Consider the following 15,196-nt stretch of genomic DNA (forward strand, 5'->3'; position numbering starts at 1 on the left):
GTCAGTTCCTCTCAGGGGTGATCGGTGCGACCTGCGTCCCGGGGTGGGATCGGCAGGTTGTCGATGAGCCGGACGTCGCCGACCGGGGCCGCGACGACGGCCAGGGCCGGCTTGGTGAGGTCCTCGGCGGGCAGGAAGGTCGCGGGGTCGACGACGGCGAGGTACTCCGGCTCCACCCCGAGCGTCATCATCGTGGCCGTGCCCTGACGCTCCGCCTCCCGGGGGGCCGAGCCGGCGGTGATGGCCGCGGCCGCCCGGTCCAGGCCCACCTTGAGCGCGAGGGCACGCTGCCGGTCTGCAGGGTGGAGGCGCACGTTGCGGCTGGACATCGCCAGGCCGTCGGGCTCCCGCACCGTGGGGCAGACCTCGATGGTGACCGGCAGGGCGAGGTCGGCCACGAGCCGCTGCACGACCGCCACCTGCTGGGCGTCCTTCTGCCCGAAGTAGGCGACGTCCGGACCCACCGCGATGAACAGCTTGGTGACGACCGTGGCGACGCCGTCGAAGTGCCCGACGCCGCGCTGTGCGCCCTCCAGCGGCTCGCTGACCCCGCGCACGCTGACGGTGGTCGAGTCACCCGGTGGATACATCTGGTCGACGTCGGGCACGAAGAGCAGGTCCGCGCCAGCCCGGGACGCCAGGTGTGCGTCACGCTCCTCGTCGCGGGGGTATGCCGCGAGGTCGCCCTGGTCGTTGAACTGCGTCGGGTTGACGAAGACCGAGACCACGACGACGTCGCAGTCGCGTCTGGCGGCCCTGATGAGCGAGAGGTGCCCCTCGTGGAGAGCTCCCATCGTGGGCACAAGACCGATCCGCCGGCCAGCGTGATCGGGTGTGGTCAGCGCCTCCCGGATGCCCTCGATCGTGCGGACCCGGTGCATCACGGGGTGTCTCCTGCGCCGTGCTCCCGGCCGGACCGGCGTGCCAGGTGCTGGGTCGCTGTCACCAGCGCGTCGAACAGGGGGAGGTCGTCGGGGATGGCCTCGCTGACGGCGGCGCGCTGCCGGGCCACCGTGTCGTGGTCGCCGCGGGCGATCGGTCCGGTCAGGGCGACCGCGGACCCGGTGGCCACCCAGTTGTCGACGGCCGCCTGCACGATCGGCACCAGCTGGGCCCGCTCGAGCCCGACGGTGGCACCGAGCCGCTCCGCGAAGTCGGTGATGGTGAGCAGGAAGTTCGAGGCGACCGTCGCCGAGGCGTGGTAGGCGGCCCGGAGGTCGTCGCGGACCTCGACCGGCGACATACTGAGGCCGGTTGCGAGGGCCGTGGAGGTGGCGAGCGCACGGGGGGACGAGCCGGCGACCGCGGCGGTCGCGCCCGTCAGATCGGCCCCGGCCTCGGGGACGGTCATGAACGGGTGCAGGCTGAAGGCCTCGTGCTCGCCGAGCACGCCCAGACCGGTGGCCCCGGAGCAGTGGCCCACGAGCTGACCCGGGCGGACGGTCACGGCGGAGGCCGCAGCAGGGATCTCCCGGTCGGGCACGCACAGCAGCACGATGTCGCCGTCGGGGTCGGCCCCGCGGCCCAGCGGTCCCTCCACGTCGAGTCCGATGTCGCGCAGAGCGGTCGCCAGGGCGGTGCCGACGCGGCCCCGCCCGATCACGGCGATGCGGGCGTGGGCCAGCGAGTCATCCACGGGCGGCTCCCTTGCTGCGTGCGAGGCCGGACGACGCTAGCCTCTCACGGCGGCCGAGTGTCGTGCGGGCGGCACGGTTCGCCTCAGGGCGCTGGAACCGCCTCCGGCTGGCGCTGTGGCGCCCGGGGGATCATCAGCGAGAGCACCGTGGCACCCGGGGGACCATCAGCGAGAGCACCGTTGCCCCCAGGCACAGCGCCCCGGCGGTCAGCCAGGCGTAGGTGTAGGAACCTTGCGTGTCCCGGATCAGGCCGGCGCCGGTGGCCGCGACCGCGGCACCTACCTGGTGGGAGGCGAAGACCCAGCCGAAGACCATCGGTGCCCGCTCCCCGAAGTGCTGCTGGCACAGCGCCACGGTCGGCGGCACCGTGGCCACCCAGTCCAGGCCGTAGAAGATGATGAACGCCCACATGCTCGGGTGCACGTCAGGACCGAAGAGCGCGGGCAGCGCCATCAGCGACAGCCCGCGCAGGGTGTAGTAGACGGCCAGCAGGATCCGCGGGTCGACCTTGTCGGTCAGGTAGCCGCTGCCGATCGTCCCCACGATGTCGACGAGGCCGATCACGGCCAGCAGGCTCGCCGCCGCCGTCAAGGGCATCCCGTGGTCGTGGGCCGCCGGCACGAAGTGGGTGCCGACCAGGCCGTTCGTGGAGGCGCCGCAGATCGCGAAACCGCCCGCAAACAGCCAGAAGGTGCGCGACCGGGCGGCCTCGCGCAGGCTGGTCAGCGCCAGCGCGGCCGCGTTGCCGGTGCGCTCGACGGGAGCGGTCGTCGGGTGCTCGGCGTCCGCTCCGTAGGCCTCGAGCCCCACGTCGTGCGGATGGTCGCGCACGACGAGGAGCACGAGGGGGAGCACGGCCATCGCGCTGACGCTGACCAGGATCGCCGGTGTCCGCCAGCCGTGGTGCGTCGCGAGCCACGCAACGGCCGGGAGGAAGATGAGCTGACCGGTGGCCCCTGCCGCGGTGAGGACACCGCTCACCAGGCCGCGGCGCGCGACGAACCACCGGGTCACCAGGGTGGCCATGAAGGCCATCGAGATGGAGCCCGCGCCGACCCCCACGACCACGCCCCAGAGTAGCCAGAGCTGCCAGACCTGCGTCATCAGGACGGTGAGGCCGCTGCCGGTGGAGAGCAGGGGCAGCGCCACGGCCAGCACGGGTCGGATCCCGAAGCGGTCCATGAGTGCCGCGGCGAACGGGGAGAACAGGCCGAAGAGCACCAGGTTGATGGAGACCGCCACCCCGATGGTGCCGTGCGACCACCCGAACTCGGTGTGCAGCGGGTCGATGAGCACTCCGGGCACGGACCGGAAGCCGGCGGCGCCGACCATCGAGACGAAGCCGGCGAGGGCGACCCACCAGGCGCGGTGCACCCGCGGTCGCCGAGGTGAGTCAGGGCCGCGGCGAGGGGCTCGCAGGTCGGGAGCGATCGTCATACTGGAAGTGTGTGGTGCCGGACCCACGCAGGACGAGTGGCGAATAAGCCACTATGTGTAAACTTTCGGCCGTGTCTCACCGCCGCCGTCCCCACCGGGTCGTCGTCCTGTGCGTCGACCCGCTCGTCGGCTTCGACATGACCATCGCCCCGCAGGTCCTCGAGGCGGCGCGGGATGCCGAGGGCGAGCGGCTGTATGACGTGCGGGTCGCCTCCCTCGACGGGGGACCGGTGCGCACCCACAAGGGCTATGCCGTGCTGCCCGACCACGGTCCGGAGGCGCTGTCCTGGGCGCAGACGGTGATCGTCCCGGGCATGAAGGACCCGACCATCCGTGAGGAAGGGCGGGCCACGCCCGAGCTCGAGGCCGCGTGGGCGCGGCTGCGGCCGGGGACCCGGCAGGTCTCGGTGTGCACCGGCGCCTTCGTGCTGGGTGCGCTCGGGGTGCTCGACGGCCTGCGCGCGACCACGCACTGGGAGTATGTCGACGACTTCCGCCGCCTGTTCCCTCGCGTGCGGCTGGACCCCGACGTGCTCTTCGTCGACGAGGGCGACGTGCTCACCTCGGCCGGGCTGGGGGCGGGGGTGGACCTGTGTCTGCACCTGATCCGGCGGGACTTCGGCGTCCGGGCGGCCAACCACGCGGCCCGGGGCTGTGTGGTGCCGCCGTGGCGGGAGGGCGGGCAGGCCCAGTTCATCGAGCACCCCGTCCCTCGCCGGTCGGACCAGTCGACCTCGGCGACCCGCGTGTGGGCGCGCGCCAACCTGCGGACGGTCGCGCGGGTCGAGGACCTGGTCAGGCACGCGCGGATGAGCGAGCGCACCCTCAGCCGACGGTTCCGCGAGGAGACCGGGATGTCCCCGCAGCAGTGGCTGCTGCAGGCGCGGCTCGACCGCGCGCTGGAGCTGCTCGAGCGGAGCGACCTGCCGGTCGACCGGGTCGCTGAAGAAGCCGGCTTCGGCACCGCCGCGGCCTTCCGGCAGCGGATGCGCGCCAGCCTGGGCACGACACCGCAGGCCTACCGGCGGACCTTCGCCGGGCCCGGTCACCAGGCCGAGCGGCTCAGCCCGGCGGCCGGATCTCCCGACCCAGGGCGCTGAGCTCACGCCGGAGGTTGGGGGCGCGGACGAGAGCCCGAACCCGTTTCAGGGTTGCCTCTTCGGCGATGAGCGGCCAGAGCCGTACGAACTGCCAGTCGCGGACCCGGATCGTCGCGCGGTCGCCGTCGATCGCCCCGAGCCGCTCGGCGAGGGCCAGGACCCGGGAGTCCTCCGGGGGCAGTGCCACGCGGTGGCTGCTCGGCTCCACCTCGCGCAGCAGCTCGTCGACCAGCAGCTGGGCCTGCTGGACCTCGGTGAGCCGACCGCTCAGGTCACCGTCGAGCAGGCCCAGCAGCACGTCATACTGCGCGATCGGACCGGCGCCCAGCGCAGAGAACAGGTAGCGATCACCCAGGCGCGGGTGCGTGTCGACCAGCTCCACGGCAGCCCGCCACCCGCCCGTGCGGGCCACCGCGGCCACCAGCTCCTCCCGCAGCTCCACGAGCTCCGCGGTCGCGCGGCGCGGCTCGAGCCGGGGCCACGTCGCGAAGAAGCCCTCGACGTCACCCGCACGCGCCAGGTGCAGCCCAATGTCCCGGTGCCCGCGCAGCGGATCCTTCAGGGAGTCCGCCACGGCGTGGGCCTCCTCCAGGTGCCCGGCGGTGACCAGCCGGTGGATGCGCTGCCGCAGGAGGCCCCCGTGCGCGATCGGGGGCAGGGCAGCCAGGATCGCGTCGACGTCGTCCTCGCTGAGCAGTCCCACGGCGTCGGCCAGTCCGGCCAGCTCCGCGGGTCCCGGCGGGTGGGCCTGCCTCGTGAGCATGGACCGGTGGTGCTCCAGCCGCGCCACCGGAGTGAGCAGCTGCGGGATGAAGAGCGTGTCGTCGGGTGCCGCCTCGACCGCCGGCTCGAGGGCTGCCAGGAGTCGAGCACGGGCACCTTCTGCGGGCCCTCCGTCGATCAGTGCGAGGAGGAGGGTGGCGATCTCGGACCGGCCGGTCACGCCTGCGGGCGGTTGAGCGCGCTGCACACGGCGTTGAGCGAGGCGGTGACGATGCTGGGGTGGATGCCGACGCCCCAGCGGACCTGGCCGTCCACGGCGCACTCGACGTAGGCCGCGGCTGTCGCGTCGTCGCCTGCCGACATGGCGTGCTCGGAGTAGTCCAGGACCCGCACGTCCACCCCAACGCTCTCGAGCGCGTGGACGAAGGCGGACACCGGGCCGTTGCCGCGGCCCTCGACCTGGTGCTCGACACCCTCCACCGAGATCGTGGCGGTCAGCACGTCCTGCTCGTGCTCGCCGGACTCGTGGATGATCGAGAAGTCCCTGATCGCGACGGGTCCGGTCTGCTCGAGGTACTCCTGCTCGAACTCGGCCCAGATCGCGGCCGGGGACATCTCACCGCCCTCGGAGTCGGTGCGGCGCTGCACGACCTGGCTGAACTCGATCTGCATGCGGCGTGGCAGGTCCAGCTTGCGCTCGGTCTTCATGACGTAGGCGACGCCGCCCTTGCCGGACTGGCTGTTGACCCGGATGACCGCCTCGTACGTGCGGCCGACGTCCTTGGGGTCCACCGGCAGGTAGGGGACCTCCCACCGGAAGTCGTCCACCGGCACGCCCGCCTCGGCCGCGTCCGCCTCCAGCGCCTCGAAGCCTTTCTTGATGGCGTCCTGGTGCGACCCGGAGAACGCGGTGAAGACCAGGTCGCCACCCCACGGGTGGCGCTCGTGCACCGGCAGCTGGTTGCAGTGCTCGACGGTCCGTCGGATGTCGTCGATGTCCGAGAAGTCGATCTGCGGGTCGATGCCCTGGGTGAACAGGTTCATCCCCAGGGTCACCAGGCAGACGTTGCCGGTGCGCTCGCCGTTGCCGAACAGGCAGCCCTCGATGCGGTCCGCGCCAGCCAGGTAGCCCAGCTCGGCCGCCGCCACGCCCGTGCCACGGTCGTTGTGCGGGTGCAGGCTGAGGATCACGTTCTCGCGGTGGTTCAGGTGACGGCCCATCCACTCGATCGAGTCGGCATACACATTGGGCGTGGCCATCTCCACCGTCGCCGGCAGGTTGATGATGACCGGCTTCTCCGGGGTCGGGACGAAGACCTCCATCACCGCGTTGCAGACGCGCGCGGCAAACTCCAGCTCGGTGCCGGTGTAGGACTCGGGGGAGTACTCGTAGAAGATCTCCGTGTCGCCCGGCAGCTGCTCCTCGTACTTCTTGCAGATGCGGGCGCCCTGCACCGCGATGTCGACGATCTCGTCCTCGTTGGCGCGGAAGACCACGCGGCGCTGCAGCGTCGACGTCGAGTTGTAGAGGTGCACGATGGCCTGCTTGGCCCCGGCGATCGCCTCGTAGGTGCGCTCGATGAGGTGCTCGCGGGCCTGGGTCAGCACCTGGATGACGACGTCATCGGGGATCAGATCCTCCTCGATGAGCATCCGGACGAAGTCGAAGTCGGTCTGGCTGGCGGCCGGGAAGCCGACCTCGATCTCCTTGTAGCCCATCTGCACGAGCAGCTCGAACATGCGCTTCTTGCGGTCCGGGGTCATCGGGTCGATCAGGGCCTGGTTGCCGTCGCGCAGGTCGACCGCGCACCAGCGCGGGGCCTGGGTGATCGTCTTGCCCGGCCAGGTGCGGTCCGGCAGGTCGACGGCGGGGTAGGCAGGGTAGCGTCTGAACGGCATCCCGCTCGGCTGCTGGGGGTTGCGCTCGCTGGGGCTCGTGGGCGTGATGGTGCTCGTTGGCGTGACGGTGCTCGTGGACGCGATCGCGCCCGCGGCCGTGGTGGTGCTGGTCGACGCAGAGGTCGCTGTGGTTGGGGTGGCGGTCATGCTCGGTTCCTCGCTGGGGGCTGTCGGGGTGTCCGGGACAGCAGAGACTCCGCAGCGAGGGCCGGACCTAAGAGGTCTCGCTGCGGCGACTGAGGAGGAGCATGCGTGCCATTGCGCAGAACTGTAGCCGATCGCCCTGCCGTCACGTCAAGCGGCCGTCCTCCCAGCACCGCGCGCCTCCCGTCCGCCCGCCTCGCCTCCGGCCCGCCTCGCCTCCCGCCCGCCTCGCCTCCCGTCCGCCCGCGCGCCTCCCGCCCGCCTCGCCCCGCTTATGTCCTGCATCTGCAGGCCCCTGGCCCTGGGGATGCAGGACACAAGATCGCGCCCTCGTCCGGGGTCGGCCCCGTGCTGACGCTCTGTCCACAGGGCGTCAGCGCTATAGGCGCGAATGAGCAACGATGGCGGCCATGCGCGACCCACAGCAGGAGGTCAGGGCACTCGCTCCTGCCGAGCGGCGGGAGATGGTGGCGCGCGAACTCGGTGCCCGGCACCACGGGGTCGCGCGTCTTGACGAGTTGTATGACCTCGGACTGACCTACGACCAGGTGCTCGCGGAGACCTCAGCCGGACGCTGGCACCGCCTGGGTCGACGATCCATCAGCCTCTCCGGACCCGAGCCAGGCCGAGAGGCGTCATGGTCCGTTGCCGTCTGGGAGTCCGGGTCGGGAGCTGTGCTCGACGGACCATCGTCGCTGCTCGCCGCCGGGCTGCGGTCCTGGGAGGAGCGCGTGGTGCATATCAGCATGCCGCGCGGCGCTCGGACGTATCCGCGTGACGGGGTGCGCGTCCATGAGCAGCGTCGGATGGGCCGGACCCTTACCACCGACCCGCCTCGCACCGCCCCGGAGGTCGCGGTCGTGCGCGCGGCGGGGTGGGCGACGTCGGACCGGCAGGCGCTGACCGTCCTGGCGATGTCGGTGCAACAGCGCATCGTGCTGCCACGTCGCCTCCTCGGGGAGTGGGAGTCGACCCAGCGGCACCGGCGCGGTGCGCTGTTGGCCGAGGCCATTCCCCTGGTCTGCGACGGCGCGCATGCACTCGGTGAGCTGGACTTCGCCCGGGCATGCCGACGGCACGGGCTGCCGGAGCCATCACGCCAGACGCCGCGGCGCACCTCCCAGGGGCTGATCTACCTGGACGTCTGGTTCGACGACTACGACGTCCACGCCGAGATCAACGGTGCACAGCATTACGCAGGCCTCGGCCCCGTCGCCGACGCGCGACGCCGCAACGACCGCACGCTGGCCAGCGATCTGACGATCGAGATTCCCGTGCTCGGCCTGCTGGTCGATGAGGCCGCGTTCCTCGCGCAGATAGCCGAGGCTCTGCGCCAACGCGGCTGGGGCGGACGCACCGCGTGATGTCGCCGTCCGCGGTCACGCACTATGTCCTGCATCCCCAGGGTCAGAGCCCCGAGGATGCAGGACATAAGCAGCGGGACGCGACGGGCGGGCGGCGGCGGGACGCGACGGGCGGCGACGGGCGGCGAGCAGCGGGCAGGGACGCGGCAGCGGGCGGCGGCGAGGCTGCTGGAGGCAACCCGCCGCCCCCGGGCCTCAGTCGGTCGCGGCGGTGACGACCGGCTTGTAGGCCGGCCGGCCCGCCTCGAAGGCGGTGATGTCGTCCTCGTGCTGCAGCGTGAGGGAGATGTCGTCCAGGCCGTTGAGCAGGCGCCAGGCGACGTAGTCGTCGACCTGGAAGGTGGTGACGATGTCGCCGGCGGTGACGGTGCGCGCCTCCAGGTCGACGGTGACGCTCGCGCCGGGCTCGTTCTCCAGGTACTTCAGGATGAGCTCGACGTCGGGCTGGGCGACCTGGGCGGTCAGCAGGCCGCCCTTGCCGCTGTTGCCGCGGAAGATGTCGCCGAACCGGGAGGCGATCACGACGCGGAAGCCGAACTGCTGCAGCGCCCAGACGGCGTGCTCGCGGCTGGACCCCGTGCCGAAGTCGGGGCCGGTCACCAGGACCGAGCCCCCGGCATACTGCTCCTGGTTGAGCACGAACGAGGGGTCCTCGCGCCAGCGGCTGAACAGGCCCTCCTCGAAGCCGGTGCGGCTGACCCGCTTGAGCCAGTGGGCCGGGATGATCTGGTCGGTGTCCACGTTGCTGCGGCGCAGCGGCACGCCGACGCCGGTGTGGGTGGTGAACTTCTCCATCAGGCCGACACCCCCTCGTGCGTGGAGGGAGTATGCCGGGCGCGCCGGTCAGCGGTGCCGCTCGGGTCCGCGGGGGGCAGGTCCGTGGGGGAGGACAGGTGACCGGTGATGGCGGTGGCCGCCGCGACGGAGGGGCTGACCAGGTGGGTGCGTGAGCGGGCGCCCTGCCGGCCCTCGAAGTTGCGGTTGGACGTCGAGGCGCAGCGCTCCTGCGGGGCGAGCTGGTCGGGGTTCATGCCCAGGCACATCGAGCAGCCCGCCAGGCGCCACTCGGCGCCGGCGTCGAGGAAGACCTGGTCCAGGCCCTCGGCCTCGGCCTGCAGCTTGACGGCGTGGGAGCCCGGGACGACCATCATCCGCAGGCTGTCGGCGATGGTCCGTCCGCGCAGCACGTCGGCCGCGGCGCGCAGGTCCTCGATGCGGCCGTTGGTGCAGGACCCGAGGAAGACCGCATCCACCGAGATGTCGCGCATCCGCGTGCCAGGGGCTAAGTCCATATACTCCAGCGCCCGCTGCGCGTTGCCGCGGGCGTCGTCGTCGCCGAGGGCGGCCGGGTCGGGCACGACGTCGTCGAGGGTGACGGACTGACCCGGGTTGGTGCCCCAGGTCACGTAGGGCGTCAGCGTGGCGGCGTCGATGACGATCTCCTCGTCGAAGACCGCGTCGTCGTCGGTGCGCAGCTGCCGCCACGCCTCCACCGCGGCGTCCCAGTCGGCGCCGGTGGGGGCGTGCGGGCGGCCCTTGACGTAGGCGAAGGTCGTCTCGTCCGGGGCGACCATGCCGGCGCGCGCCCCGGCCTCGATCGACATGTTGCAGATCGTCATGCGGCCCTCCATGGAGAGCGCCTCGATCGCCTCACCGCGGTACTCCAGCACGTAGCCCTGCCCGCCGCCGGTCCCGATCCGGTTGATCACCGCCAGGATGATGTCCTTGGCCGTGGCGCCCTCGGCCAGCTGGCCGTTGACCGTGATCGCCATCGTCCGGAACGGCTTGAGCGGCAGCGTCTGGGTGGCCAGCACGTGCTCCACCTCGGAGGTGCCGATGCCGAACGCCAGCGCCCCGAACGCGCCGTGGGTCGAGGTGTGGGAGTCGCCGCACACGATCGTCATCCCCGGCTGGGTCAGCCCCAGCTCCGGGCCGATCACGTGCACGATGCCCTGCCCGAGACGCCCCCGGCGGTGGTGCACGATGCCGAACTCGGCGCAGTTGGCGGTCAGCGCCTCCAGCTGGGTCTTGCTGATCAGGTCCAGCACCGGACCCGGCGTCGTGGGCACGTTGTGGTCCTCGGTGGCGACCGTCAGGTCGGGGCGGCGCACCGTCCGGCCGGCGGCCTTCAGCCCCTCGAACGCCTGCGGGCTGGTCACCTCGTGCACCAGGTGCAGGTCGATGTAAAGGAGGTCTGGTTCACCCTCCGCCTGTCGCACCACGTGCGAACGCCAGACCTTCTCAGCCAGCGTGTGTCCCATTGCTCCTCCTCCACAAACAGATCACGGCCGTGCACCCCTGTCGGTGCCGGCCCTCGTGGGTCACACTGTATCCATGCCACCTGACGTGGCGGAAAGCGCTCCTCGGAAAGGGGTCGTCGTGGCGACTGCGAAGTCCTTCAACGGCCTGGCGGTGCTGGCGGACTATCCAGAGGCCAGCTTCACGGCGCCGGGCTGGAAGGTGGTCTACGGCCGCTCGCGTGCGGTCTGCGTGATCCTCGAGGCCTGGGCCCGGCGCTGGCACGAGGAGGTCGAGCCCATCGCCACCTCGCACCGGGACAACTGGTTCAAACCCCGGGAGCGTCGGTCGAAGACCAAGTCGGGGGCCTTCGACCTCATCGGGATCCACGCCTACCGGCCACCCGGCACCACCGTCGGCACGGGCGACCAGAGCAACCGCCGATCCGGCTCGGCGATCGACATCAACGGTCACCTGCACCCCTACGAGGCGACTCACAACGGCCCCTACAGCGACGGGTTCACCCAGGCCGAGCGTGACCGGGTGCGGGCCATCGCGGACTCGGCCCGCGACGCGGAGGGACGCAGCATCGGGCGCTCCGGCCTCGACTTCGCCCGGGGCAAGCGGGACGGTATGCACCTGGAGATCGCCCCGGGGAGCACCACGGCGCAGATCACCCAGGCCGCCGCGGCCTTCGAGGAGGAGATCGGGCGCTCCTCGACCGCTGCCGTGTGGTTCCGCAACGCCTTCGGGCACGACGTCGCCCGGTTCCAGCAGTTCCTCGCCGACGGCGGCTTTGCGGTCGGGACCGTCGACGGCAAGGCGGGCAGGAACACGATCGCTGCCGTGGAGGCCTTCCAGACCGCCCGCGGCCTGGAGGTCGACGGGCGCGTCGGGCCCGACACCCGCGGGGCCGCCGGGCTGGACGGCGCGCTGATCGCCGGCGGCGTCGATCTGCCCGACCCGGGCCCCACGGACGCGGCCGCCCAGGGGCTCGAGGGACCCATCGTGCAGACTGACGAGGAATAGGTCGGTGATTCCCAGGAGGACGATGTGTCGCAGTCAGTCGCGCCGAGTGCAGCCGCAGGGACCGGGACGGTGCGCTCGCACCGGCTTGCCGTCATCGGCGGGGACGGGATCGGGCCGGAGGTCACGCAGGCCGCGCTGACCGTCCTCGACGCGGCGCAGGGACGCTTCGGGTTCACGACCGAGCGCACCGAGGTCCCCCTGGGCGCCGACACCTATCTGGCCACCGGCGACCTGCTCACCCCGGACGCGGTCGAGCAGCTCCGTGCGCACGACGCCATCCTGTTCGGGGCGATCGGCAGCCCGCGGGTCACCCCGGGGATCCTCGAGCGGGGCATCATCCTGGCGCTGCGCGCCGAGCTGCACCAGGCCATCAACCTGCGGCCGGTCCGTCTCTACCCCGGCGTCCCGACCCCGGTCGCCGGCCTGACCCCGGACCGGTGCGACCTGGTGGTCGTCCGCGAGAACTCCGAGGGCAGCTACGTCGGCGGCGGCAGCACCGTGCACCGCGGGACTCGCGCCGCCGTCGCCACCCAGGGGTCGACCAACACCTGGTATGCCGTGCACCGGGCCGTGGACTTCGCCTTCCGTCTCGCAGAGCAGCGGCGGGGCCGGGTCACCCTCTGCCACAAGACCAACGTGCTGACCGAGGCCGGGGCCCTCTGGCTGGCGGTCGTCGACGAGGTGGCCGACCGGTTCCCGTCCGTCGAGCACGACTACGTGCACGTCGATGCCATGTGCATGCACCTGCCGGTCTCACCGGAGCGCTTCGACGTGGTGGTGACGGACAACCTGTTCGGCGACATCATCACCGACCTGGGGGCGGTGCTGCAGGGCGGTCTCGGAGTCGCCGCGAGTGGCAACCTCAACATCGAGGGGTCGGCGCCGAGCATGTTCGAGCCGGTGCACGGTTCGGCACCCGACATCCAGGGCAGGGGGTGGGCCAACCCGGCCGGCGCGGCGCTCTCCCTGGCGCTCTGCCTGGCCAGCCTCGGGGAGGGGGCGGCCGCGGCCGCCGTCGAGTCCGTCACCGCGGGCGTCCTCGCCGAGCTGCCGGCGCTCTCCGGCGAGGCGATGGGGGCCTCGACCACAGAGCTGGGCGAGCGGATCGCCGCAGGCGTGGCTCAGGACACCGGGGACGTCGAGAGCAGCCTGATGACACAGCTGGCGGCGGTGCAGGCGGGGCTCGCGGACTGAGGTCCTGTCAGGTTGACGGCCGACCCGCTGGCAGACTGTCCCCACCATGACTGAGCAGCACACCACGGCACCGGTGCCGTTCCCCGCACGGGTCGTCGTCGACCTGGCCGCGATCGCCAGCAACGTCGGGGCCCTCCGGGAGCGGTCCGGCGCGGCCGGCGTGATGGCCGTGGTCAAGGCCGATGCCTACGGTCACGGCCTGGTCCCCGCCGCCCGCGCGGCGCTGGCCGGCGGCGCCTCCTGGCTGGGCGTCGCCCAGCTCCCCGAGGCGATCGCCCTGCGGGCCGCCGGCATCACCGCGCCGGTCCTGTCCTGGCTGCACGCCCCCGGGGCCGGCTTCGCCGAGGCGATCCGCGCCGACATCGACCTCGGGCTGTCGGCCGTCTGGATGCTCGACGAGGTCGCCGCCGCGGCCCGCACGACCGGCCGCACCGCACGGGTGCAGCTCAAGGTCGACACCGGGCTCGGGCGCAACGGGGCCTATCTGTTCCCCGCCTCGACGGGTGCTGCGACCGACTGGTCGGCCCTGGTCGACCTGGCCCGTCGGCTCGAGGCCGAGGAGGCCATTCGCGTCACCGGCCTGTTCACGCACTTCGCCTATGCCGATGCCCCGGACCACCCGACGGTCCGGGCGCAGCAGGAGGCCTTCGCCGAGGCGGTGGCGGAGGCAGAGCGGGCTGGGCTGCGCCCCGAGGTGCGGCACATGTCCAACTCGGCGGCCACGCTCACCACGCCGGCGGCTGCGTGGGACCTGGTCCGCCCGGGCCTGGCCGTCTACGGTCTCACCCCCGCGCCGGAGATCGGCAGCTCGAGCGACTTCGGGCTGGTCCCGGCCATGACCGCCCTGGCGCAGGTGTCGGTCGTCAAGCGGGTCCCCGGCGGGCAGGGCGTCTCCTACGGCCACACCTACACCACGACCGGGCCGACCACCCTCGTCGACATCCCGCTCGGCTACGCCGACGGCGTCCCGCGCCACGCCTCGGGCCTGGCGGAGGTCTTCGTCGGCGGGCAACGGCACCGCATCGCGGGCCGCGTGTGCATGGACCAGTTCGTCGTCGACGTCGGCGACCTCCCGGTCCGGGCCGGGCAGGAGGTCGTGCTCTTCGGGCCCGGCACCCGCGGAGAACCCACGGCCCAGGACTGGGCCGAGGCAGTCGGCACCATCAACTACGAGATCGTCACCCGCTTCGGTCCCCGGGTTCCCCGGGAGTATGTCGGCGGGCCGGGTGGCGGGCAGGAGGCCCGGTGAGTCAGGACCGCACGAACGCCCTGGTCGGTGTGGGGGCCGGCATCGCCGCAGCCGGCCTGGCCGTGGTCGGCGCGGTCGCTGTCGACCGACTCTGGCGCGACCGCAGGCACGCGATCGCCCTGGGCGCCGACGACGACTTCACCGTCGTGCCGGACGAGACGCGGGTCGTCGTGGCGGACGACGGGGTGCCGCTCCACGTCGAGATCAACGTGCCGACCGACTGGGACGAGAGCAGGCCCACGGTGGTCCTCAACCACGGGTTCACCCTCGACCTGCGGTGCTGGGTCTATCAGCGTCGTGCCCTGGTCGAGGCCGGCTACCGGGTCGTCGTGTGGGACCTGCGCGGCCACGGGAGCTCCGGCGAGGGCCCGGAGGAGTCCTACACCATCGAGCAGCTGGGCACGGACCTGGCCCACGTCCTGGCCGAGGTCGTCCCGACCGGAGACCTCGTCCTGGCCGGTCACTCGATGGGCGGCATGACGATCATGGCGCTCGCGGAGGCGGACCCCGGTCTGTTCCGCGAGCGGGTGCTGGGCGTGGGGCTGATCAGCACCAGCGCCGGAGGGCTGCACCGGATCACCTGGGGCCTGGGGTCCCTGCTGGGCGGGGCCGTCACCCGCGTCGGACCGAAGGTGCTGGGCGAGATCTCGCCCCACCAGGACTTTGTGGACTCGGTGCTGCGCGGCGGGCGGGAGCTGCAGGAGTTCTTCGTGGCCCGCGGTTCCTTCGGGTCGCCGGTGCCGCTGTCGGTGGTCCGGCTCACCGCCGACATGATCTTCGGCACGCCCCTGTCGGTCATGTCGGCGTTCAGCCACACACTGGACGACCACGACAAGCGCGAGGCGCTGGCGAACATGGCCGACCAGGAGGTCCTGGTGTTCAACGGGGACAAGGACGCGGTGACCGCCGCGGTGCACAGCACGGAGATCGTCGCGGCGATCCCCGGCGCCGAGCACGTCTTCGTCAAGGACGCCGGGCACATCATCATGCTCGAGCACCACGAGCTGCTCAACCGTGAGCTCCTGGACCTGATCACGCGGGCGGAGCGCTGCCGCGACGCTGGCCCGCGTGCTGCACCACGGACCGGCTCACGGCACACGGTGACCGACCTCAGCAAGCGTCGCAGGGACGTGCGGACACGGCCGGTGCGGGGTCGCCCGCGGCAACGGGCATGAGCACCGG

General features: G+C 72.2%; 13 protein-coding genes. 6 read left to right on the plus strand and 7 right to left on the minus strand.

Annotation, left to right across the window (positions count from 1 at the left end; all coding sequences use genetic code 11):
* Positions 1 to 11: 11 nt before the first annotated feature.
* From panC to MWU75_RS09080, 3 genes are all read right to left on the minus strand, one after another.
* Entirely contained in the window at positions 12 to 881 is an 870-nt protein-coding gene (panC, locus tag MWU75_RS09070; RefSeq protein ID WP_247090155.1) for a pantoate--beta-alanine ligase, read from the minus strand.
* Positions 881 to 1,636 (minus strand): Rossmann-like and DUF2520 domain-containing protein, encoded by a 756-nt coding sequence (locus MWU75_RS09075; protein ID WP_247089833.1) that lies wholly within the window; start codon positions 1,634 to 1,636, stop codon positions 881 to 883. Before MWU75_RS09075 ends, panC begins: the two co-directional genes overlap by 1 nt.
* Before the next feature lie 133 nt (positions 1,637 to 1,769).
* The gene (locus MWU75_RS09080; RefSeq protein ID WP_247089834.1) at positions 1,770 to 3,074 is read right to left on the minus strand and encodes an MFS transporter; all 1,305 of its coding nucleotides are present in this window, start codon (positions 3,072 to 3,074) and stop codon (positions 1,770 to 1,772) included.
* Positions 3,075 to 3,145: 71 nt separating this feature from the next.
* Here MWU75_RS09080 and MWU75_RS09085 point away from each other — a divergent pair, with 71 nt between their 5' ends.
* Positions 3,146 to 4,174 (plus strand): helix-turn-helix domain-containing protein, encoded by a 1,029-nt coding sequence (locus tag MWU75_RS09085; RefSeq protein WP_247089835.1) that lies wholly within the window; start codon positions 3,146 to 3,148, stop codon positions 4,172 to 4,174.
* Here the strand turns inward: MWU75_RS09085 and MWU75_RS09090 are convergent.
* A complete protein-coding gene (locus tag MWU75_RS09090) occupies positions 4,137 to 5,117 on the minus strand; it encodes a hypothetical protein (RefSeq protein WP_247089836.1) in 981 nt (326 codons plus the stop codon). The genes MWU75_RS09085 and MWU75_RS09090 overlap by 38 nt on opposite strands.
* Positions 5,114 to 6,796 (minus strand): 2-isopropylmalate synthase, encoded by a 1,683-nt coding sequence (gene leuA / locus MWU75_RS09095; RefSeq protein ID WP_247090157.1) that lies wholly within the window; start codon positions 6,794 to 6,796, stop codon positions 5,114 to 5,116. Before leuA ends, MWU75_RS09090 begins: the two co-directional genes overlap by 4 nt.
* A gap of 554 nt (positions 6,797 to 7,350) precedes the next feature.
* Here leuA and MWU75_RS09100 point away from each other — a divergent pair.
* Positions 7,351 to 8,304 (plus strand): hypothetical protein, encoded by a 954-nt coding sequence (locus MWU75_RS09100; protein ID WP_247089837.1) that lies wholly within the window; start codon positions 7,351 to 7,353, stop codon positions 8,302 to 8,304.
* 195 nt (positions 8,305 to 8,499) lie between these two features.
* Here MWU75_RS09100 and leuD read toward each other — a convergent pair whose 3' ends face one another.
* Together leuD and leuC are read right to left on the minus strand one after the other, a co-directional pair.
* Positions 8,500 to 9,099, minus strand: a complete 600-nt coding sequence (gene leuD, locus MWU75_RS09105) for a 3-isopropylmalate dehydratase small subunit (protein ID WP_247089839.1) — start codon at positions 9,097 to 9,099, stop codon at positions 8,500 to 8,502.
* Positions 9,099 to 10,565, minus strand: coding sequence for a 3-isopropylmalate dehydratase large subunit (gene leuC / locus MWU75_RS09110; protein ID WP_247089841.1), 1,467 nt, complete (start codon positions 10,563 to 10,565; stop codon positions 9,099 to 9,101). Before leuC ends, leuD begins: the two co-directional genes overlap by 1 nt.
* Positions 10,566 to 10,683: 118 nt before the next feature.
* On the opposite strand from leuC, the gene MWU75_RS20280 reads away from it, so the two are divergent.
* From MWU75_RS20280 to MWU75_RS09130, 4 genes are read left to right on the plus strand one after another with little or no spacing between them, the layout of a single operon-like run.
* A complete protein-coding gene (locus MWU75_RS20280) occupies positions 10,684 to 11,571 on the plus strand; it encodes a peptidoglycan-binding domain-containing protein (protein WP_247089843.1) in 888 nt (295 codons plus the stop codon).
* A 24-nt stretch (positions 11,572 to 11,595) separates the two neighbouring features.
* Positions 11,596 to 12,765, plus strand: coding sequence for a 3-isopropylmalate dehydrogenase (locus MWU75_RS09120; RefSeq protein WP_247089844.1), 1,170 nt, complete (start codon positions 11,596 to 11,598; stop codon positions 12,763 to 12,765).
* A gap of 46 nt (positions 12,766 to 12,811) precedes the next feature.
* The gene (alr, locus tag MWU75_RS09125; RefSeq protein WP_247089845.1) at positions 12,812 to 14,014 is read left to right on the plus strand and encodes an alanine racemase; all 1,203 of its coding nucleotides are present in this window, start codon (positions 12,812 to 12,814) and stop codon (positions 14,012 to 14,014) included.
* Complete coding sequence (locus MWU75_RS09130) at positions 14,011 to 15,189, plus strand: alpha/beta hydrolase (protein WP_247089846.1); 1,179 nt, start codon at positions 14,011 to 14,013, stop codon at positions 15,187 to 15,189. The genes alr and MWU75_RS09130 overlap by 4 nt, the downstream gene beginning before the upstream one ends.
* The last annotated feature ends 7 nt before the right edge of the window (positions 15,190 to 15,196 follow it).

The organism is Ornithinimicrobium sp. F0845 (assembly GCF_023015765.1).
In the GTDB taxonomy this organism is placed as follows: Bacteria; Actinomycetota; Actinomycetes; order Actinomycetales; family Dermatophilaceae; genus Ornithinicoccus.